Consider the following 20,427-nt stretch of genomic DNA (forward strand, 5'->3'; position numbering starts at 1 on the left):
GTCTGACTACGAATCAGAAGGTTGAAGGTTCAAATCCTTCAGGGCGCATATCCCGGGAAGTGGCTCAGCTTGGTAGAGCACCTGGTTTGGGACCAGGGGGTCGCAGGTTCGAATCCTGTCTTCCCGATTTGTAATTGAATAACGATTACATTTTGTTGGCGGTGTAGCTCAGCTGGCTAGAGCGTCCGGTTCATACCCGGGAGGTCGAGGGTTCGATCCCCCCCGCCGCTATTTGCTAGAGCTCGGACCTTTAGCTCAGTTGGTTAGAGCAGACGGCTCATAACCGTCCTGTCGTAGGTTCGAGTCCTACAAGGTCCATTAAACTGGGTTTTGTACATTTATTTATTATTATAATCGCGGGATGGAGCAGTCTGGTAGCTCGTCGGGCTCATAACCCGAAGGTCGGTGGTTCAAATCCACCTCCCGCAATATGGTCCATTGGAGCAGTGGTTTATCTCGTCTCCCTGTCACGGAGAAGATCATCAGTTCAAATCTGATATGGACCGTTAAATGGCTCGGTAGCTCAGTCGGTAGAGCAAAGGATTGAAGCTCCTTGTGTCGGCGGTTCGATTCCGTCCCGCGCCATTTTTTATTATCAAAGTTTTGCGGGTATGGTTTAGTGGTAAAACGAAAGCCTTCCAAGCTTTAGTCGCGAGTCCGATTCTCGTTACCCGCTTTTGGGGCCTATAGCTCAGCTGGTTAGAGCGCACGCCTGATAAGCGTGAGGTCGATGGTTCAAGTCCATTTAGGCCCATAATAAAATAATGGAGACTTACTCAAGTGGCTGAAGAGGCGCCCCTGCTAAGGGTGTAGATCGGGTTATTCCGGTGCGAGAGTTCGAATCCCTCAGTCTCCGTATTGTATAAAAGACTATTGATTAATGTCAGTAGTCTTTTTTTGTGTGCTTTATGAAGTGTTGCTAAACTTTTTAACGTATAGATGAAATTGAATAAACGTAATTACAATAAGTTAGGAGATATTTGGATACATGGTTTGATGATTACAATTAATTCTTAGTTTGAGGGAAGTTCTTTTTTCCACTATAGAGTGTCGGAAAGGAACTCACTAGAAGTAAGAATAAAGTCTTGGGAGACTAAGATAAGTGTGAAATATTCAATTTTTTAACAAAATAACTTGCAAGATGGTGTAGAATCCTGTATTATTAATAGCGTTGTGATTGACAGAACTGAGAGTTCTCAAGTAATAACGAATAAAAAAAGTAGTTGACTTTAACAAACAAATTCGGTATTATAATTAAGCGTCTTATGACGTTAGACAACAATTCGACCCGTTGGTCAAGTGGTTAAGACATCGCCCTTTCACGGCGGTAACATGGGTTCAAATCCCGTACGGGTCATTACCACATTTTATGGTATATTTACATTTGGAGGATTACCCAAGTGGCTTAAGGGGACGGTTTTGAAAACCGTTAGACGGTCTTGCCGTGCGTGGGTTCAAATCCCACATCCTCCTTTAATAATAATCGCGGGATGGAGCAGTCTGGTAGCTCGTCGGGCTCATAACCCGAAGGCCGGTGGTTCAAATCCACCTCCCGCAATATGGTCCATTGGAGCAGTGGTTTATCTCGTCTCCCTGTCACGGAGAAGATCATCAGTTCAAATCTGATATGGACCGTAGGATGGCTCGGTAGCTCAGTTGGTAGAGCAAAGGATTGAAGCTCCTTGTGTCGGCGGTTCGATTCCGTCCCGCGCCATCAGCCTGGAGGAGTAGCGAAGTGGCTAAACGCGGCGGTCTGTAAAACCGCTCTCTCTGAGTTCGGCGGTTCGAATCCACCCTCCTCCATAATAGGGATATCGTATAAAGGTAGTACATCGGTCTCCAAAACCGCTAGTGTGGGTTCAATTCCTACTATCCCTGTTAAAACTTCATGGCGGAATTGGTGAAGGGGTTAACACACCGGTTTGTGGATCCGGCATACATGGGTTCGAATCCCATATTCCGCCCTAGCATTGGGATATAGCCAAGCGGTAAGGCACTAGACTTTGACTCTATTATGCGCTGGTTCGAATCCAGCTATCCCAATCTATTATGAGAATATTCAATGGCGGTGTAGCCAAGTGGTAAGGCAGAGGTCTGCAAAACCTTAATCGTCGGTTCAAATCCGATCCCCGCCTTTAAAGGTTCAGTCCATTGAACTATTATTTTTTGTTTTACTATGGCGGTGTGGCGGAATTGGCAGACGCGCCAGACTCAAAATCTGGTGTCCGTTTAGGACGTATCGGTTCGACCCCGATCACCGCTATTATATGGCAGCTTCTTACTAGAAGCTGCTTTTCTTTTATATTTTTTTGCTTTTGTTTTTATAAAAATTGCACATGCAGGGTGTAATCTTTATAATACCTTTTATGGAGGTATTCAAATGAATATTGGTATTTTTACCGATACGTATTTTCCGCAAATTAGTGGTGTAGCAACATCAATCAAAACATTAAAGGATGCCCTTGAAAAACAGGGGCATAATGTTTTTATTTTTACGACTACTGATCCACATGTACAAAAGGGAGCAGTTGAAGCAAATGTTTTTCGCTTCAGTAGTGTACCGTTTATTTCTTTTACTGATCGACGTGTAGCTTTTAGAGGTTTTTTTGAAGCAACTAAGGTTGCGCGTGAAGTAAAACTTGATATTGTTCACACGCAGACGGAGTTTGCACTGGGAATGATTGGGAAATATGTTGCGCATCAATTAAAGATTCCGGCCATTCACACGTATCATACGATGTATGAAGACTATTTACATTATGTGCTCAATGGTCATCTTTTGCGCCCATACCATGTTAAGCAATTTACCAATGTCTACCTCAAAAATATGGATGGCGTTATTGCCCCTAGCGAGCGCGTAGAGAAGCTTTTAAAGCGCTATAAGGTAACTATCCCTATGAAGGTAATTCCAACGGGAGTGGACATTGAGAGCCTAAATCAGCCTATTACTAACGATGTTCGTCACGATTTAGGAATTGAACCGGACGCACAAGTACTTTTGACCCTAAGCAGAATTGCTGGAGAAAAGAAAATTAACCGGATATTGAATGTTTTGCCGGAAATTGTAGATGAATTTCCAAAAGCATGTTTAGTAATTGCAGGTGACGGTCCTGATTTAGAAGTCCTACAAGAGCAGGTTGAGCGTTTGACACTAGAAGATAATGTCATTTTTGCAGGAGATGTTCCTCATGAAGATGTTGGTTCATTCTACAAAATGGCAGACTTATTTGTTTCTGCTAGTGATACTGAAACACAAGGACTAACTTATATTGAAGCTCTTGCTTCGGGCACTAGGTGTGTTGTTTATGACACTGATTACACTGAACGGGTATTTGATGATAAATGTTTTGGTGAAGTTTTCACACGACCAAGTGAGATGCGTGATGAAATTTTAGATTACTTAAGAGAAGGTCCAAGCGAAATTCCAGCTGATAAGCTAGCTAAAAAGCTAGATCAAATTTCCGCTAAACGTTTTGGTAGTGATGTTCATCAATTTTATGAAGAGGTAATTGAAAATTACCAAGAGGATCTCGAAGAAGAGGATACCAATGATTAGAATCAATATGTTTTCGCAAGCTGATTCAGTTAAAGGCCAGGGAGTCGGTTCTGCTTACAATGAATTAATTAGCTTATTAAGAACGCATTTAGTAGAAGAATTTTATGTTACGAATAATAAGTATGGTCGAAGTGATTTAACGCACTATCATACAATTAACCCAACTTATTATGCTAATAGTTTTTCTCCAGCACGTGGGCGAAAAATTGGTTATGTTCACTTTCTACCTGAAACACTTGAAGGCTCAATCAAGTTACCCGCTCCAGCTAAAAAAGTCTTTTATAATTACGTAATAGACTTCTATAAGAGAATGGACCAAATCGTTGTCGTTAATCCTATTTTTATTGATAAATTAGTTAAGTATGGCATTAGACGCGAAAAGGTAAAATATATTCCTAACTTCGTTTCAAAAGAAGAGTTTTATCCTGAACAACAGGCTGAAAAAAATGCCTTTCGAAATCAATTGGGAATTCCATTAGATAAATTTGTTGTTTTTGGTGACGGCCAAGTTCAAGCTAGAAAAGGTGTCGATGACTTTGCAAAGATGGCTGAAGCGAATCCGGAAATTCAGTTCATCTGGGCTGGTGGCTTTTCTTTTGGAAAAATTACGGATGGCTATGATCACTTTAAAGAGCTAGTCGATAATCCACCACAAAACCTGACTTTCACAGGAATAATTGATCGGCAAAAATTAGTTGATTATTTAAATATTGCAGATTTATTCGTTTTACCATCTTTTGATGAACTATTTCCGATGTCAGTTCTTGAAGCTTTTAGCTGTGGTACGCCGGTGCTACTGAGAGATCTTGATTTATATAAAGCAATTATCGATGGCTACTACATGAAGGGCGAAAACTTTGAGGAAATGAATGAGCAACTGCATCGAGTAGCGTATGATAAGACATTGCTAAATAAGTACGCTAACTTATCAAATATGGCCAGTGAAAAATATTCAGAAGATAATTTAGCCAAGATTTGGAATGATTTTTATCATGAGCAATATGAAATTGGCAGAAGACTAGGACAAATTCACTAATGAATAAGAAACATTTATGGGGCATTGCCATTGTTTTATTAATCAGCTGCGGTGTATTGTACGTTGATCTTAAGGATACTCCAGTTACGCAGCTGGCTAATGCAGCTCATGGAATCAATTACGGTGCGTTAATTTTAGTATTTGCATTGATGATACTTTCTTATGTGTTTGAAGCAAGCATTTTAGCAGTTTTAGCTCATCGCAAAGATGAACCAAAACGTTCAAAATGGTCCTTTTTTCGAATTCCTATCATTCAGGCTCTGTTCAATGCTATTACGCCAATGTCAACTGGCGGACAACCTTCTCAGCTTGCAGCAATGGTTCAAATGGGAATTGAGGGTGGCCGAGCAACATCGCTTCTTTTAATGAAGTTCATTATTTATCAAATCGTGGTTTTTCTCGCTTATGTGGTAACAATAATCACAGGCTTTAAGATGGTTGCAACAAAGTTTGCTGGTCTGGCATTCTTTATTGGAATTGGCTTTTTAATTCATGTGAGCTCGATTGTCTTTTTATTAGCTATTTTATTTGCCTATAACTGGACCAAAAAAGCTGCTAATTGGATAATGGATTTATTAGCAAAGTTTATTTCAACAGATCGCGTTGAAGTATGGCGAAAGAATACAGTTGATAAAATTGATACTTTCTATACTGAAAGTCAAAAACTCAAGCGCGAGAAAAAGAAATTGTTTCTTAGTGGGCTTTTGACTATTTTACAGCTTTTGTGTTTTTACTCAGTTCCTTACATGGTATTAGTTACCTTAGGTGTGCCTGCAAGTTGGGCAAGTGTAACGCAAATGAACATTATGATTATCATGTTTATGGCAATTATTCCAATTCCTGGAGCTTCTGGTGGAGCTGAATACAGCTTCCAGACTTTGTTTGCGACTTTTGTTTCTTCAAAAGGAGCGCTAGTTTTAGGGATGTTCTTATGGCGGTTTGTAACCTACTTTTTAGGAATGATTCTGGGAATTTTTGGTTGGATTTTTAAGCCGAAGAAAATCACTAATACACCAAATGATTAATTTTTACTAAAACCACTATGCATAATTGGCCTAAAGGGTACTATATTATCATAGTGAGAGGAGAATGGAATGACACGGATTAAGTCTTTCTTTCAATGGTTAGTTACTAATAAGCTAGGTTTTTTCACCATTGTCTTGATAACGTTTTGGCTAAAAACGTATTTGATTTATTTAACTAAATTCAATCTCGGTGCAGTCGGAGCGATGCAAAACTTTCTTTTGTTCATTAACCCACTGCCTGCTGCACTATTGCTACTAGGGATAGGTCTTTTCTTCAAAGGACGAAAATCGTATTGGATTATTATTGCAATTGATCTAATCCTTAGTACATGGTTATTTGCGAATATTTTATATTACCGTGAATTTTCCAATTTTTTGTCACTTTCAATTATTAAGACGTCTGGTTCAACTGCAGATAATCTAGGTAAAAGTATTGTTGGCATAACAAAAATAAGTGATTTTTTAACTTTTCTTGATGTAGCAGTCATTATAGGTTTGATGGCAAGTAAAGTTATCAAATACGATTTAAGGCCTTTAAAGCTGAAATTTAATCTTTTACTTGAAGGATTAGCCGTGGCTTTAATCGGCGTTAATCTGATGATGGCGCAAAAAGATCGCTCAGGGCTTTTGACTAGAACGTTTGATAACAGCTATATTGTTAAGTATCTAGGGATGAATCAATATGCTGTGTATGATGCCTTTAAAACAGCACAGACAAGTGAACAGATGGCCAAGGCAAATGTTTCTGATTTAAGTTCTGTTAAAAAGTACTTGAAAGTTAATTATGTTAAACCTAATCCTGAATATGCCGGTGTAGCTAAAGGTAAAAACGTAATTGTAATTCACTTGGAGAGTTTCCAACAGTTTTTGATTGGCTATAAATGGAAGGGTAAGGAAGTAACACCTAACCTAAATAAGCTGTATCATTCGAAGAATACTTTGAGTTTCTCCAATTTCTATAACCAGGTTGGTCAAGGTAAGACTTCTGACGCTGAGATGATGCTAGAGAACTCTTTATATGGGCTGCAATCAGGTTCAGCAATGTCGAGTTATGGTACTTCAAACACATTTGAAAGTGCACCAGCAATTTTAAATCAAGCTGGAGGCTATACTACTGCTGTAATGCACGGTGGTGCAGGATCATTTTGGAATCGAAATAATGCCTATAAGCAATTCGGCTACCATTACTTTATGCCACTGTCTTATTACGAGAACAAGCCAAAGTACTATATTGGTTACGGTCTAAAGGATAAAATCTTTTTATCGCAATCAATCAAGTATATTGAGCGTTTGCCTCAACCGTTTTATCTTAAGTTAATTACTGTCACTAATCATTATCCATATGATTTGGATAAAAAGAATCAGTCAATTGATCCAACTGACACTGGGGATGAAACTGTTGACGGTTATGTTCAAACGGCGCATTATCTGGATCAGGCAATTGGTGAATTTTTACAATGGATGAAGAAAACTGGTCTTGATAAGAAGACAATACTTGTTCTTTATGGTGACCACTACGGTATTTCTGGAAATCACCATAAGGCCAGTGCCGAATTACTTAAGCAAGACGAGTTCACCAATTTTGACAATTTGAAGTTCCAACGTGTACCTTTAATGTTCCATATGAAGGGACTAAAGGGTGGCATAAAGGACACCTATGGTGGCGAAATAGATGTTTTGCCAACGTTGTTAAACTTGCTTGGCATTAACGACAAGGACACCATTCAATTCGGGCACGACTTGCTTAGCTCAAAGGCACCGCAGATTGTTGCCCAGCGTAATGGTGACTTTATTACGCCTGAATATGCTAAGGTGGGCGGTACCTTTTACTACACCAAAACCGGTGAAGAGATTGAGAAACCAGACAAAAAGCTTAAGACTAAGCTGGTAGCAATTTCAAATAAGGTAACTACTCAATTGTCATTGTCTGATCGTGTCATTGCGGGTGATTTACTACGTTTTTATAAGCCTAAAGGCTTCAAAAAAGTAAATCCACATGATTATGACTATAATGAAAAAAAGGCACTTAAACAGCTATACTCTTCTAAAACTAAAACATCTTTGTGGTATCAAAATCACAAGAAAACAACTCAGAAGCAGTTCAAAACTGATGCGCCAGAGTTAGAAAAATAAAAGCTCGAAATAAAACATATTTTGTGCTAAAATTTATCAGTAATCGTATCTGTATATTGGAGGCAGCGTATTGTACAATTTATTTATGACGCTACTAATTATTGTTTCAATTTTAATTATCATTGCAACAATGATGCAGCCGCAGAAGCAACAAGATGCATTAAATGCCTTATCCGGCGGTGCAGTATTTAGTGGTCAAACGAAGAAACGTGGTTTTGAAGCATTTATGGAGAAAGTGACATCAGTATTACTAGCTCTCTTTTTCATTTTTGCTATTGTATTAGCTTATTTGTCTTCAAAATAGTAATGGTTCCTCCCGATCAAACGATGGGAGGATTTTTTTATCTTTTTATCAAAGAATGGAGCTTAAGTGAATGGCACAGAACGAAAAAATTCTCGCTAATGTTTTAGAAATCTTTCGCTGCAACCCTAAAAAACAATATCAAGTAGAGCAGATTGATCGAATGCTTAAACGAGACCGTTTAGGTAACTTTTCTGATATCGTCAAGGCTCTGTCATTTCTTGAGCAAGAAAAGAAACTTATCACAGATGGTAACGGACATTATCAACTGGCTCAAGAAAATACAATAGTCGACGGAATTTTTAAGTCTAATAGCAAGGGCTTCGGCTTTGTCAGAGTTGAAGACGAAGAAACTGACGATATTTTTGTTGCCAAAGATTATACTGCATACGCAGTTGATGGCGATCAGGTCCGCGTGAAAATCACCGCTGGTGGCAATCCTTGGAATGGAAAAGGTCCAGAAGGACAAGTTCAGGAAATTATTGAACGTAATTTAACGTCACTAGTTGGTGAATTCCACCCAATGACGGATGAGCAAGTCGAGACAAGTCACTTTATCGGTTACGTAGTAAGTACAAACAAAAAGTTAGCAAATTACCGTGTTTACATTGGTGAAAACGGGCTTAAACCGCAAAAAGGTGATATGGTCAAGGTTTCAATTAGCAATTATCCTGACCAAGATAATCCTGATTCAATGACCGGTGTGGTAATTCAGGTCATTGGTAACAAGAGTTTGCCGGGCGTTGACATAATGGCAATTGTGTCAGCTCATGATGTTAAAACCGAATGGAATGAGGATGCACTAGAGCAATCAAACAATATTCCTGATCATGTTACACCAGAGGATATGGCTAATCGCGAAGATATTCGTGACCAACCAACTGTTACTATCGATGGGGACGATTCTAAGGACTTTGATGATGCTGTCGTTTTATGGCAACTGCCAAACGGAAATTATCATTTAGGTGTTCATATTGCTGATGTTGCGCATTATGTTAAAGAGAATACCCCACTGGATAAAGAAGCATATACACGTGGTAATAGTACTTACCTAGTTGATCGCGTGATTCCGATGTTGCCGTTTCGACTTTCAAATGGTATCTGTTCATTAAATGAGGGTGTTGATCGTCTAGTGCTTTCGTGTGAGATGGAATTAACTCCTGAAGGTGATCGAGTTAGCTACGATATTCATCCGTCAGTCATGCGCTCACATGGCCGTTTGACGTATAATAATGTTAACAAGGTATTAGACCCTGACAATAATGATGAATTGGAAGAAAAGTACGTTGAGTTAGCGCCAATGTTAAAAGAAATGGCTGAATTGCATAACGCACTCTATAAAAAGCGTCATCAACGTGGTGCAATTGACTTTGAAGAGCCAGAAGCAAAAATCATTGTAGACGATCAAGGTAAACCAACCGATATTGTCTTGCATGATCGTGGTACAGCAGAAAAAATGATTGAATCTTTCATGTTGCTTGCTAACGAGACAGTTGCTGAAGCCTTCTATAAAAAGCACGTACCATTTCTTTACCGTGTGCACGAAACTCCGGACGGCGAAAGAATTAAGAGCTTCTTCGAATTTTGTAGCGCATTCGGTCTGAATATTACTGCAGATCCAAACCATGTTAAGCCACTCGATTTACAAAAGGTGGTATCAAAAACTACAGGCACTCCCGAAGAAGCTGTTGTGCAAATGATGATGTTGCGTAGCTTAAAGCAAGCTCATTATTCGGAAGAGCCACTAGGGCACTTTGGTATTGCCGCTAAATTCTATACGCATTTTACTTCTCCAATCAGAAGATATTCTGACTTAATGGTACACCGAATGATTCATGCATACGCTGAAGAAGGAACTGATAAGGAAGTCAGAGATCATTTTGCAAATTGCTTGCCTGATGTTGCAGAACAAACTTCGACACAGGAACGTGTCTCAATCGATACTGAGCGTGAAACTAATGATCTAAAGATGACCGAATATATGGCTGATCAAGTTGGTCAACATTTTGACGCAGTTGTTTCTTCTGTGACTAGCTTTGGGATGTTCATTCAATTACCTAACACTGTTGAAGGTTTAATTCATATTTCTAATTTAACTGATGATTTTTACAGTTTTAATGAAAAGAGTATGACATTAACTGGTCGCGGTACGCATAAGCAGTACCACGTTGGGATGCCAATCAAGGTAACTTTAACCAACGCAAATGTTGAACAGCACCAGCTAGACTTTGAAATTTATGACCCTAACGCACCTAAAAAGGCACACGATGATCGTGGTAACAACAATCGTCGTCGAGGAAGTCGCGGCTTTCACAATGACCACGGTCGGCGCAATAATGATAGAAATCGTAGCAATTTTCGGAAAAATGGTAATCATCCACATATAAGTAAATATAATCATTAGGACGGAAAATTGAAAAAAGAAAAGCAAGAAAATTTAATTGCTCAAAACAAAAAAGCGCATCATGACTATTTCGTTAAAGAGACATTCGAAGCAGGTATTGCATTAACTGGTACAGAAATTAAATCAGTACGTGCTAGGCGAATAAATCTTCGTGATGGCTATGTTCAAATTATTAATGGCTCTGCATACCTAGAAAATGTTCACATCAGTGAATACAAAGAAGGTAATCGTTATAATCATGAACCGCTGCGCAGAAGGCAATTACTTTTACACAAAAAAGAAATTGCACGCTTGGCTAAAGAACAAGCAGAGCGTGGTATTGCAATAATTCCGCTCAAAGTCTATCTTAAGCATGGCTTTGCCAAGGTTCTTATTGGTGTGGGCCAGGGAAAGAAAAAGTATGACAAACGTGAAACGATTAAGAAACGTGACCAGGAACGTGAATTACGACGACAATATAAATTTTAGAAGAACAGTTTAATTGGTTACCCAATTAAACTGTTTTTTTGTTAGGTATTTTATTACTTTAAATTGTTTCAGATATGTACTAAAAGTTTTGTTGTTTAGTATATTTTAAACAGTCAGTCCTTACTATATTTGAATCCTGCTATATTGTTACTTAGTGATTTTAACGCGGTGTTTTATTAAACTTCTTTTGCGTTAAGCATTGAAATGTTTACTGATATTTATTATATTATTAATATAAAGATAAACTATTGAGATGAAGCAATAATAGCCAAGGATAGCAATAAAGCTATTTTAACTGTACTTTTTGCCTTGTGTTTAGTTTTGTTATTTAAACTAAAGAAATATGTGCTCAGCACAGAATAAAGTGTGTAAGGATTGAAACTGTAATGGAATTTAACGATGTATATGACCGAGAACGAGTAACTCGCAAGTTTACAAACCGAAAAGTTAATGAAAAGCTACTTGCTAAAATTATTAAGAAAGCGCAGCAATCCCCTTCATTACTTAATTCGCAACCGTGGAAGGCATATGCTCTAACGGGTGAACCACTTAAATGTCTGAAAAAAGATGTTAAAAAGCAAATAGATGAGGGAGCAGAACCTCATGAAGATTTTGCTCGAATGCTATCTCTTCAATGGGATGCATATCCTAGTCAGAGTATGGCTGTTGTTGGAGCATCACAGCCGTTTTTTTTTCATAATAAAATGGATTTATTCACAAAAGCGAATGATACAATGTTTAACGCTCAAGATGTTGTGTTTTTAACAATTCCAACAGCTTCTCCTGCATGGTCTGTATATGACCTTGGTATCTTTTCTCAAAGCATTATGCTTTTAGCAATTGATGAAGGCCTGGCAGTCATGCCGGCACACTCAATGGTTTCATATCCTGAACTGGTTAGAAAATATGCTCAAATTCCAGAAAATGAATTGGTCGGTATGGCTATTGGGTTAGGATATTCCGACAAAACCGCAGAAATTAATGATCCAAAGTTTATTCCAGACCGCTTACCATTTGAAAAGATTTATAAACTTGTAAAATAAATCTTCTTTTGCAAAAATAAAGTGCTATTAATGCTAAAATATATATCAAAGGATTTTTAAAAAGGTGATATAAATTTTGAGTACAACCCAAATAATTACTAATTTAATAGCAACTTTAGTAATTTTTGTTTTTGCAGCTTTCTTTGTTGCTGCAGAATTTGCTTTAGTCCAATCGAGATCAAGCCAACTTGAAGACATGTTGGGTAATAACGTGGGAAGCAAGCGTAAAGTTAAGCGCGCTTTACATATGACTCACAATCTAAATGAGTATTTATCAACAACACAGGTGGGAACTACACTTGTCGGTGTTGTTTTAGGTTGGTTTTCAGCTGATACGTTTGCGGCTTTATTTTTTAGATTATTCAATTTAACCCAACTAAATCGTTCTCTTGTGCGTTCTATTAGTGCACTTTTGGGAGTGATTTTCTTAACATATTTAGAAGTGGTAGTAACAGAAATTGTTCCTAAGAATATCGCAATTGATATGCCGGTAAAAATCTTACTAGCAATTTGTACACCGCTTCAGCTTTTCCATACACTGGTCTATCCATTTGTTTGGTTACTTAATACCAGTTCTAATGGCTTATTAAAACTGCTTGGTTTTGATCAGGCTGATGAAGAAAATCAAGTTTATTCGCAATCGGAGATTATTAAGCTTTCTCGTAAGGCTGTTCACGGTGGTGCGCTTGACAAGAATGATTTGACTTACATGCAACGTGCTTTTGAGTTAAATGATAAAGTCGCCAAAGATATTATGACTGACCGAACAAGGCTAGTTGTCATTAATTCTAAAGACACGATTAAGCAAGCGTTAAAAATGTATCTTGATGAAGGCTCTAGCCGAATTCCAGTTGTTCGTGATAATGATAAAGACGAAGTGGTTGGCTATATTTATGCCTTCGACGTGGTACAACAAAGTCAAATTGATGAAAATGTTCCAGTTACGCGGATTATTAGGACGATGATTACTGTTCCAGAATCAATGCCGATTCAAGACATTTTGCATCTGATGATCAAGAAGCACACACCAATTGTGCTGATTGTGGATGAATACGGTGGAACTAGTGGAATTGTAACTGATAAAGATATTTATGAAGAGTTGTTTGGAACGGTTAAAGATGAAATTGACGATGTTTCAGATGATTATATTATCAAGGATAAGCATGATAATATTCATGTTTCCGGCAAAACCACGTTATACGATTTTGCGCGATATTTCCACAAGGACTTAAAGAGTTTTCAGAACAGTGATATCATCACTATAGGTGGATATATGATGGAACATTATCCTGATTTGAAGAAGAATGAAACTGTTGAATTAGAAAACTTTAAATTTAAACTTGAGAGTATTGAGCAAGGTTTTATGCGCTGGTTTGTGGTTAAGCAGTTAGATAAAAAGCAAAAGTCAGAAGAAAAACAAGAATAAAAAGAAAAGGACTTATCTCTTAAAAGATAAGTCCTTTCTAAGTGCTTAAAATAATTATTTTTGAGCTAATTTGATAACCTCAGGCTTTAAAACACCAATGTAACTCAGGTTACGGTAAAAGCTCATAAAATCGAGACCATAGCCGACTACAAACTCATTACCAACCTTGGAACCATAGTATTCAATCTTAATATCATTTTTACGGTTAGCTTCCTTATTTAGTAGAACACAGCATTTTACGCTTTTAGCGCCACGTTTTTTGAGTAAGTCCTTCATAAATTGTAAAGTTAAACCTGTATCAACAATATCTTCAACAATTAAGACATCGCGATCTTTTACATCAGTTGCTAAGTCAGAAACAATCTCAACTTTGCCTGAAGACTCAAGCCCATCACCATAACTTGAAACATCCATAAAATCGATTTGTTCTTTTACGTCCATTTCACGAACCAAATCAGTTAAAAAGAAAATTGCACCTTTAAGTGCTCCAACAATTAATGGATTCTTTCCAGCGTAATCTTCAGTTAGTTGTTGACCTAGTCTTACACACATTTGATGAATATCATCTTCAGAAAATAGTTTGTGATCAATAATATTATCAATATTGTCGTTTTTCGGCATTTATCTACCCTTCACTTAAATAAACTCAAAATTACTTGATAAAACCGATTATATCATTTTTCATATAAAAAAGTACTGTAAATTAGACTTTTTCACAGTTTATTGCCTATTTTACGTACAAAAAGTTAAATTAAATGAAAAATAGTAAGATTATTAAAAATGCTTTTTAATTTAATGGTTATGGGCTAACAGTTTTTGCTACAATGGAAGAAGTAATTAGATCAAGCGAAAGGTATTAAAAGTATGAAAAAAGAGCAAGAAATCAAAATGCTAAAGGCTTTTTCAGATGCCAATTCAACTTCTGGCTTTGAAGAAGAGTTTGTAAAATTATTTACTGAAACTGTTAAAGACATTGCCGATGTTAAAGTGGATGGAATGTTGAACGTATATGCTTCAAAAAAGGAGAATCAACCAGATCGTCCAATTATTCAGCTTGATGCGCACTCAGATTCCGTTGGCTTTATCACTCAGGCTGTTCGACCAAACGGAATGATTAAGTTTGTCCCACTTGGTGGTTGGGTAAAATATAATATTCCAGCTTTACGGGTTAAAATTTTAAATCGTGCTGGTGAATATGTTCCTGGTGTTGTTGCAACTAAACCGCCTCACTTTATGACTGAAGAAGAACGTAATAATGCTCCCGATGTTGCCGATATGTCAATTGACGTTGGTTCAAGTTCACGTGAAGAAACGATTAATGATTATCAAATTGATACTGGCTGCCCAATCTTTGTCGATGTAAAATGCGAGTACAATGAAAAAACTGGTCTTTTCTTTGGTAAAGATTTTGACGATCGTTTTGGTGCTGCTGCAATGGCTGATGTACTTGACAATTTAAATGGTGAGCAAGTTGACTTTAACGTAGTTGCGGCCTTATCTAGTCAAGAAGAGGTTGGTTTAAGAGGGGCATATGTTACTGCTAAGACTGTTAAGCCTGATTTGGCAATCGTTCTTGAATCATGTCCCGCTGATGATACCTTTACTCCAGAATGGTTATCTCAAACTGGATTAAAGCGTGGACCAATGCTTCGTGACATGGATACATCGTTTTTACCTAATCCTAAATTCCAACAATATGCCTGTGATATAGCTGATAAAAACAATATTCCTTACACTCGTTCAGTTCGTACTGGTGGTGGACAAGATGGTGCAGCAATTTATTACGAAAATGGTGCTCCAACAATTGTTATTGGAATTCCTGTACGTTATGAGCACTCACCATATTGCTTTAGTGCATATCAGGACTTCAAGGCATCAGTTGATTTAACTGTTGCTATTATCCGTGATTTAACCAAAGAGAAATTAGCTAGTTTTAGTCAATTTTAAATTCAAGGTTGATTACTAATCTTTTAAGTCAAGCATACTTGGCTATGTTATAATAGGAAAAATAAAGTCACTAGGGGTGCCACATTTAGCTGAGAAATACCCTCTGAACCTGAACGGGATAATACCTGCGCTAGGGAAGTGTTGAAATAGATTTTTCATGTGCTCCTAATGACTGTTGAAGTTTGTTAGGAGTATTTTTATGTTTACAAGATCTTCAAAATGGAATGTTAAATCGATTATTCTACTTGCGTTAATTGGAATTATTTTAGGGGTAATTTATACCTATGGATTTAACTGGGCATTTAACCTAGTAAAAATGTTGTTATTGCCAACAGGTTATGCACCAGTGACTGATGCAGTCTTTTCTGGTCTCTGGTTACTTGCAGGACCACTTGCAATGTACTTTGTACCTACAGCAGGCTCTGGTGTTGTTGGTGAAACTTTGGCTGCAATTGTGGAAATGGTGATTGGTGGTCAATGGGGCGCTACAACGGTCCTTTCTGGACTAATTCAAGGCGCTACTAATGAAATTGGCTTTTTCCCTAAAAAAGAAAGATATCAAAAATTTTCTTGGCAAAGTGTTTTGACGGGTGCCTTTTTTGCAGGGCTAGGTAGTTTTATACCAACATACTTTTTATATGGCTGGAGTAAATTCAGCGTTAAACTGCAAATTATTATGTTTGTGACAATGCTGCTATCGGCGCTGCTTTTTGATGGGGTATTGGTTAAACTAATTACCAACTTATTTGATAGAGCACTAAAGCCTAAGATTGACTAAATAAGGTAAACGCTAATAATAATTAGCGTTTTTTTAATGCTACAAAAGCAATGGACTAAATTGTGAAGAAAAATTATAATTAATATTTATATGAGTAAGTAGAGTGCAAAGATACTATAAGGAGAATTATGGCAGAGAATATCACAAATTGGCGTTCATTGGGTGGCTATGTTGGTGCCGAAGGTAAAAAGGTTAAAGAGGGGATGCTTTTTCGTTGTGGCCAGTTATTTGATTTAACCGACGAGCAAAAAGATTTGGTTCAAAATCATTATCAACTTAAGAGACTTGTTGATTTACGTGGTGATGATGAACGAAAAGAATACCCAGACTATGTTTGGCCAGGTCTTGATTATGTGATTTTAGATGTTTTAAAAGATTCAGGGACAAATCAGGCAAGTGTAGATGAAATTGTTTCAGCTAACAGTCATGTGGAATCTGATATGCTCAAGACATACGAAGAGTTAGCCTTATCAAATTCTGCACGTGAAGGTTATCACCACTTTTTAATGGATTTAATTAACGATCCTGTACCAGTTGCATTTCATTGTTTTGCTGGGAAAGACAGGACTGGTGTTGCAGCAGCATTAATCTTGAAGAGTTTGGATGTTAGCGAAGACCAAATTTTTGAAGATTACTTGAAAACAATTGAGGCTCGTAAAGAAGCAAACCAAGAAATTTTGGATTACTTAAAAGACAAAATGGATCCTAAAAATATCAAAGATGTTGCGATTGCCTTAACGGTTGAACGTCAGTACTTGGAACGTTACTTTGAAACAGTTAAAAAGAACTATGGTGACTTTGACCGATACTTTGTGGAAGGCCTCGACTTGCCAGCTGATTTTAAGGAGCAGATGCAAAAGATTTACTTAGTTTAGTTTTTTGCCTGTAATAAATAGTATTTGAAGAAAAGAGAAAAAATGAATCGCGAAGATTATATCAAGAATTTAAATCTTGAACCCCACCAAGAGGGTGGCTGGTTTCGTCAAATTTATACTAGTGATGAGCAGTTTTATGCTGAAGATAGTAAAGGCGATCGCTATTACTACACTTCAATTTATTTCTTACTAGATGATACCAGTTGTTCTCATTTTCACCGTTTAAATCACGATGAACTGTGGTATTACCATGATGGGGAACCAATCACCATCCACTGTATTTCACCAGAAGGAGAGTATCAAGCTGTTAGACTAGGTAAGGATGTTACCAAGGGTGAAGTGATGCAATTTAAAGTACCTAAAGAAACGATTTTTGCTTCTGAAGTAACTAAACCTGACAGTTTTTGTTTAGTAAGTTGTGTTGTTTCACCGGGTTTTGATTACCATGACTTTGAAATGCTTAAGAAAAAAGACTTGCTAACGCAATATCCAAAATATGCCGAAGTAATTGAACGTCTAGCAATTGACTAAATAAAAGACCAAGTTCGAATGAACTTGGTCTTTTTTAGACAGTTATTTAGTGTTTTGACTTAAGACTGAATGGACTTTCGTAGTCAACATATCAATTGCAACGTCGTTTTCGCCACCCTCAGGGATGATAATATCCGCATAGCGTTTCGTTGGTTCAATAAATTGGTGGTACATCGGCTTAACAGTATCAAGGTATTGTTCAATTACTGAATCAATTGAACGACCACGTTCCTTAATATCGCGCTCTAGACGCCTAATAAAACGAATATCGTCATCAGTATCAACATATACTTTAATATCCATTAAGTCGCGGATTTCCTTGCTAGCTAATACAAGAATACCTTCCAAAATGATAATATCCACAGGTTCCGTATGGATTGTTTCCTTGCTTCTTGTATGTTCCTTAAAATCATAAACAGGCATCTCAATTGGTTGATGCTTTAACAAACAACCAATTTGCTCTTCTAGAAGGGGAACATCAAAGGCATCGGGATGATCATAATTAATGTTCTGTCTGATATCCATTGGGATGCCTGTGTTGTCTTTGTAGTAGGAATCTTGCGTCATAATCAAGACATGTTCATTTTCTTGCATTTGATCAACAATTTTATGGGCAATTGTTGTTTTTCCACTACCAGAACCACCAGTAATTCCAATCACAACAGGTTTTTCAAGTTTAGACATAGAGCTACTCCTTTTTTATCAATAAACATTTTACTTTACTTTTCCTTGAATTACCAATACTTAAGGGAAAAATCAAATTTAGTTCCAAATAGCTTGTAATATTGCTTAATATGAAAAATATTGTAAAGAAGTTATACGTAATGTTTTGCTAAAAGTAATTTTTTTTAAATTTTAGGTATTGACACATTTTATGAAAGCGATTACTATTTATCTGGTACTAAAAATATTAAATTTATAATCAAATAAAGAAATTTACCACTGTATTTAGCTATTTTGTTAGCTAAAAAAAGATAATTTTAAAATAAAAAGAGCCAAGGATAAGATGGAATTTAAGGAAAGATCTGCTGCAGTAAAAGCACAGGAATATTTGCAATATCTAATACAAATTAAAAGTGAACAGGCTATACCATCACAACGGGAGCTTGCGGAACAATTGCACATTAGCCGTAATGCCGTAATGCATGCACTGGAACGCTTAAAAAGTGAAAAACTTGTTTCAGTAAAGGAACGAACTGGAATTGTTCCTAATTCGAAGATCGATATTAATATGTTGAACATGCAGTCAATGACTGCGGAATTAAAAGATAAATCTATTGATATCAAGCATTTGAGTACAGAAGTTATTACTAAGCCAAGTGAATTGAATGATTTTTTTAATTCATCTTCTACTAAACTAATTAAAATTAGGCGTGTGCGTATAAATCAAAATATTCCTTTAACCTATGAAGTAGTTTATTTTGATCAGAATCAGTTTCCACAACTTGAAGAGATTGATTTTACTAATAAGCCTTTATATCAGTTTTTAGAAAAGCAATATAAGATTGAGCCAACCTATGGTAGAGAAAGCATTTCATGTTGCCTAGCTGATGAAAAGCAAAGCAAAATTTTAAAAATAGCACCAAATACGCCACTTTATCGAGTACAAAGCTTTAATTATTATAACGATGACATCCCTCTAGAGACTACGACGCAATATCTTGTAGGAAGTCAATTTAAATATCATTTTAATGCAAAAAATATATATGATTATCGTGAGGAACAGTAATGTTATTCAAGGAAATATCTAAAGACTTGGATTCAAAAATATCAGGTGGGCACTATCCACCGGGAACTAGTTTGCCTACTGAAGCAGAATTGCAGAGTCAGTATCAAGTGAGTAGAACAACTATTCGGAAAGCAGTTGATCAATTAGTAAGTCAGGGTAAGGTGATAAGAAAAAAGGGAAGTGGATTATTCATTGCTCCTAAGATTTCAAAGCAAAATATTTTAGAAATGACAGGAGTTATTAAGCCCTCCTACTTAGCAGCATCGGATATGGTCAAGATCAAGGATAGTTATTTTAGATTAGTTGGCTCGTATTATTCACTAATCTTCGATATTAGTCCGCAAGAGTTGCTATATAATATCTCGTTTATTGCTTCAATAAAGGGGAAACGGACATTAGAGCAGGTTCTGCTTCCTTTATATAATTTTCCCGATTTTGATGCAAGTTGTCTAAAAGTGGTACCAATTATTGAAGCAGTAAAATCTGGAAAAGAAAAACCAGTTGATTTATTTCAGAATTTTCAATTAGTTGAAGCAACAGAAGAGGTTAGTAAACAACTACAAATTGAAAAGAATGTTCCAGTATTTAAGACGACAAACTTGTTTTCTACAAAAGATAGCAAAGTTGTAGCTGTTGAGTACAGGCTACAAGATGCTTTAACAACCAGGTACTCAGTAGATTTTAGTTAATGGAGGAAAAATAATGATTAAACTTGTACGAGTGGATCATCGCCTTGTTCATGGGCAGGTAGCCGTTTCTTGGTTTAATAGTTTAGATGTCAATACGATTTTTGTTGTTAACGACGACGTGGCAAAGGATGATTTTAGAAAGTCAGCTATTCGCTTGGCCAAACCAGAGAATTCAAAATTAGTAATGAAATCAGTCGATGACAGCATTAAGGCAATTAATTCTGGTGTTACTGATAAATATAAGATGTTGGTAGTAGTTGAATCAGTGGATGATGCCGTCAAGCTTATCAACAACACAGGCGATAAGATTAAGGGATTGAATCTAGGCGGAACTAAACCACGAGAAAATACAAAAAATTATTCAAAGACGATTAATTTAACAGATGAAGAAGCAACTAAATTAGCTGATTTACAAAATAAAGGTGTGGAAGTTTGGATTCAGCAGGTACCTAGTGAAGAGCGACAGGAGTTTCAGAAATAGGAGCT

Annotated in this window: 18 protein-coding genes, 20 tRNA genes and 1 riboswitch; of the genes, 36 read left to right on the plus strand and 2 right to left on the minus strand. The window is 36.9% G+C overall.

What is annotated here, in order from left to right; translation table 11 throughout:
- Positions 1-53 precede the first annotated feature (53 nt).
- From CRG87_RS00005 to CRG87_RS00145, 29 genes are all read left to right on the plus strand, one after another.
- Positions 54-127 (plus strand) — tRNA-Pro (locus tag CRG87_RS00005).
- A 30-nt stretch (positions 128-157) separates the two neighbouring features.
- Positions 158-231 (plus strand) — tRNA-Met (locus CRG87_RS00010).
- Between the two features lie 13 nt (positions 232-244).
- Positions 245-318: transfer RNA gene (locus tag CRG87_RS00015), tRNA-Ile, on the plus strand.
- Between the two features lie 37 nt (positions 319-355).
- Positions 356-429: transfer RNA gene (locus CRG87_RS00020), tRNA-Met, on the plus strand.
- 3 nt (positions 430-432) lie between these two features.
- Positions 433-506 (plus strand) — tRNA-Asp (locus CRG87_RS00025).
- Positions 507-512: 6 nt separating this feature from the next.
- Positions 513-585: transfer RNA gene (locus CRG87_RS00030), tRNA-Phe, on the plus strand.
- 20 nt (positions 586-605) lie between these two features.
- Positions 606-676 (plus strand) — tRNA-Gly (locus tag CRG87_RS00035).
- Positions 677-680: 4 nt separating this feature from the next.
- A tRNA-Ile gene (locus CRG87_RS00040) sits at positions 681-754 on the plus strand.
- A 12-nt stretch (positions 755-766) separates the two neighbouring features.
- Positions 767-856 (plus strand) — tRNA-Ser (locus tag CRG87_RS00045).
- Between the two features lie 429 nt (positions 857-1,285).
- A tRNA-Glu gene (locus tag CRG87_RS00050) sits at positions 1,286-1,357 on the plus strand.
- Between the two features lie 29 nt (positions 1,358-1,386).
- Positions 1,387-1,473, plus strand: a tRNA-Ser gene (locus tag CRG87_RS00055).
- 11 nt (positions 1,474-1,484) lie between these two features.
- Positions 1,485-1,558, plus strand: a tRNA-Met gene (locus CRG87_RS00060).
- A gap of 3 nt (positions 1,559-1,561) precedes the next feature.
- A tRNA-Asp gene (locus CRG87_RS00065) sits at positions 1,562-1,635 on the plus strand.
- A 6-nt stretch (positions 1,636-1,641) separates the two neighbouring features.
- Positions 1,642-1,714, plus strand: a tRNA-Phe gene (locus CRG87_RS00070).
- 7 nt (positions 1,715-1,721) lie between these two features.
- Positions 1,722-1,803: transfer RNA gene (locus CRG87_RS00075), tRNA-Tyr, on the plus strand.
- Positions 1,804-1,807: 4 nt separating this feature from the next.
- A tRNA-Trp gene (locus CRG87_RS00080) sits at positions 1,808-1,878 on the plus strand.
- Positions 1,879-1,891: 13 nt separating this feature from the next.
- A tRNA-His gene (locus CRG87_RS00085) sits at positions 1,892-1,964 on the plus strand.
- Positions 1,965-1,971: 7 nt separating this feature from the next.
- Positions 1,972-2,043: transfer RNA gene (locus tag CRG87_RS00090), tRNA-Gln, on the plus strand.
- Positions 2,044-2,064: 21 nt separating this feature from the next.
- Positions 2,065-2,135 (plus strand) — tRNA-Cys (locus CRG87_RS00095).
- A gap of 43 nt (positions 2,136-2,178) precedes the next feature.
- Positions 2,179-2,263 (plus strand) — tRNA-Leu (locus CRG87_RS00100).
- 117 nt (positions 2,264-2,380) lie between these two features.
- Positions 2,381-3,556, plus strand: a complete 1,176-nt coding sequence (locus tag CRG87_RS00105; RefSeq protein WP_074425711.1) for a glycosyltransferase family 4 protein — start codon at positions 2,381-2,383, stop codon at positions 3,554-3,556.
- Positions 3,549-4,592 carry a glycosyltransferase family 4 protein gene (locus CRG87_RS00110; RefSeq protein ID WP_074425710.1) on the plus strand — a complete coding sequence of 348 codons (1,044 nt, stop codon included), beginning with the start codon at positions 3,549-3,551 and terminating at the stop codon, positions 4,590-4,592. Before CRG87_RS00105 ends, CRG87_RS00110 begins: the two co-directional genes overlap by 8 nt.
- The gene (locus tag CRG87_RS00115) at positions 4,592-5,617 is read left to right on the plus strand and encodes a lysylphosphatidylglycerol synthase transmembrane domain-containing protein (RefSeq protein ID WP_074425709.1); all 1,026 of its coding nucleotides are present in this window, start codon (positions 4,592-4,594) and stop codon (positions 5,615-5,617) included. Before CRG87_RS00110 ends, CRG87_RS00115 begins: the two co-directional genes overlap by 1 nt.
- A gap of 69 nt (positions 5,618-5,686) precedes the next feature.
- Positions 5,687-7,750, plus strand: a complete 2,064-nt coding sequence (locus tag CRG87_RS00120) for an LTA synthase family protein (protein WP_074425708.1) — start codon at positions 5,687-5,689, stop codon at positions 7,748-7,750.
- Positions 7,751-7,820: 70 nt separating this feature from the next.
- Positions 7,821-8,054, plus strand: a complete 234-nt coding sequence (secG, locus tag CRG87_RS00125; protein ID WP_046306231.1) for a preprotein translocase subunit SecG — start codon at positions 7,821-7,823, stop codon at positions 8,052-8,054.
- A gap of 70 nt (positions 8,055-8,124) precedes the next feature.
- Complete coding sequence (gene rnr / locus CRG87_RS00130) at positions 8,125-10,455, plus strand: ribonuclease R (protein ID WP_074425707.1); 2,331 nt, start codon at positions 8,125-8,127, stop codon at positions 10,453-10,455.
- Positions 10,456-10,464: 9 nt separating this feature from the next.
- Positions 10,465-10,923 carry an SsrA-binding protein SmpB gene (gene smpB / locus CRG87_RS00135; protein WP_074425706.1) on the plus strand — a complete coding sequence of 153 codons (459 nt, stop codon included), beginning with the start codon at positions 10,465-10,467 and terminating at the stop codon, positions 10,921-10,923.
- 386 nt (positions 10,924-11,309) lie between these two features.
- Complete coding sequence (locus CRG87_RS00140; protein WP_074425705.1) at positions 11,310-11,966, plus strand: nitroreductase; 657 nt, start codon at positions 11,310-11,312, stop codon at positions 11,964-11,966.
- A gap of 76 nt (positions 11,967-12,042) precedes the next feature.
- Positions 12,043-13,392, plus strand: a complete 1,350-nt coding sequence (locus CRG87_RS00145; RefSeq protein WP_074425704.1) for a hemolysin family protein — start codon at positions 12,043-12,045, stop codon at positions 13,390-13,392.
- Positions 13,393-13,446: 54 nt separating this feature from the next.
- Here the strand turns inward: CRG87_RS00145 and hpt are convergent, their stop codons facing one another.
- Positions 13,447-14,013, minus strand: a complete 567-nt coding sequence (hpt, locus tag CRG87_RS00150) for a hypoxanthine phosphoribosyltransferase (RefSeq protein ID WP_074425703.1) — start codon at positions 14,011-14,013, stop codon at positions 13,447-13,449.
- Positions 14,014-14,256: 243 nt separating this feature from the next.
- On the opposite strand from hpt, the gene CRG87_RS00155 reads away from it, so the two are divergent.
- The 4 genes from CRG87_RS00155 (at position 14,257) to CRG87_RS00170 (ending at position 17,523) form a co-directional block, all read left to right on the plus strand.
- Positions 14,257-15,339 (plus strand): M42 family metallopeptidase, encoded by a 1,083-nt coding sequence (locus CRG87_RS00155; RefSeq protein ID WP_074425702.1) that lies wholly within the window; start codon positions 14,257-14,259, stop codon positions 15,337-15,339.
- A 62-nt stretch (positions 15,340-15,401) separates the two neighbouring features.
- A riboswitch (TPP riboswitch) is annotated at positions 15,402-15,493 on the plus strand.
- 45 nt (positions 15,494-15,538) lie between these two features.
- Positions 15,539-16,117: an ECF transporter S component gene (locus CRG87_RS00160; protein ID WP_074425701.1), complete on the plus strand. Its 579-nt coding sequence runs from the start codon at positions 15,539-15,541 to the stop codon at positions 16,115-16,117.
- A 128-nt stretch (positions 16,118-16,245) separates the two neighbouring features.
- Entirely contained in the window at positions 16,246-16,992 is a 747-nt protein-coding gene (locus tag CRG87_RS00165; protein WP_074425700.1) for a tyrosine-protein phosphatase, read from the plus strand.
- 24 nt (positions 16,993-17,016) lie between these two features.
- On the plus strand, positions 17,017-17,523 hold the full coding sequence (locus CRG87_RS00170) for a cupin domain-containing protein (protein WP_308777023.1): 507 nt from the start codon (positions 17,017-17,019) through the stop codon (positions 17,521-17,523).
- A 42-nt stretch (positions 17,524-17,565) separates the two neighbouring features.
- Here CRG87_RS00170 and udk read toward each other — a convergent pair whose 3' ends face one another.
- Positions 17,566-18,207, minus strand: coding sequence for a uridine kinase (gene udk, locus CRG87_RS00175; RefSeq protein ID WP_074425698.1), 642 nt, complete (start codon positions 18,205-18,207; stop codon positions 17,566-17,568).
- A gap of 322 nt (positions 18,208-18,529) precedes the next feature.
- Here udk and CRG87_RS00180 point away from each other — a divergent pair, with 322 nt between their 5' ends.
- From CRG87_RS00180 to CRG87_RS00190, 3 genes are read left to right on the plus strand one after another with little or no spacing between them, the layout of a single operon-like run.
- Positions 18,530-19,252 carry a GntR family transcriptional regulator gene (locus CRG87_RS00180; protein ID WP_074425697.1) on the plus strand — a complete coding sequence of 241 codons (723 nt, stop codon included), beginning with the start codon at positions 18,530-18,532 and terminating at the stop codon, positions 19,250-19,252.
- The gene (locus CRG87_RS00185) at positions 19,252-19,941 is read left to right on the plus strand and encodes a GntR family transcriptional regulator (protein WP_074425696.1); all 690 of its coding nucleotides are present in this window, start codon (positions 19,252-19,254) and stop codon (positions 19,939-19,941) included. Before CRG87_RS00180 ends, CRG87_RS00185 begins: the two co-directional genes overlap by 1 nt.
- A gap of 13 nt (positions 19,942-19,954) precedes the next feature.
- Positions 19,955-20,422 carry a PTS sugar transporter subunit IIB gene (locus tag CRG87_RS00190; protein WP_074425695.1) on the plus strand — a complete coding sequence of 156 codons (468 nt, stop codon included), beginning with the start codon at positions 19,955-19,957 and terminating at the stop codon, positions 20,420-20,422.
- Positions 20,423-20,427 lie beyond the last annotated feature (5 nt).

The sequence above is a fragment of the Lactobacillus apis genome (assembly GCF_002837055.1).
GTDB lineage: Bacteria > Bacillota > Bacilli > Lactobacillales > Lactobacillaceae > Lactobacillus > Lactobacillus apis.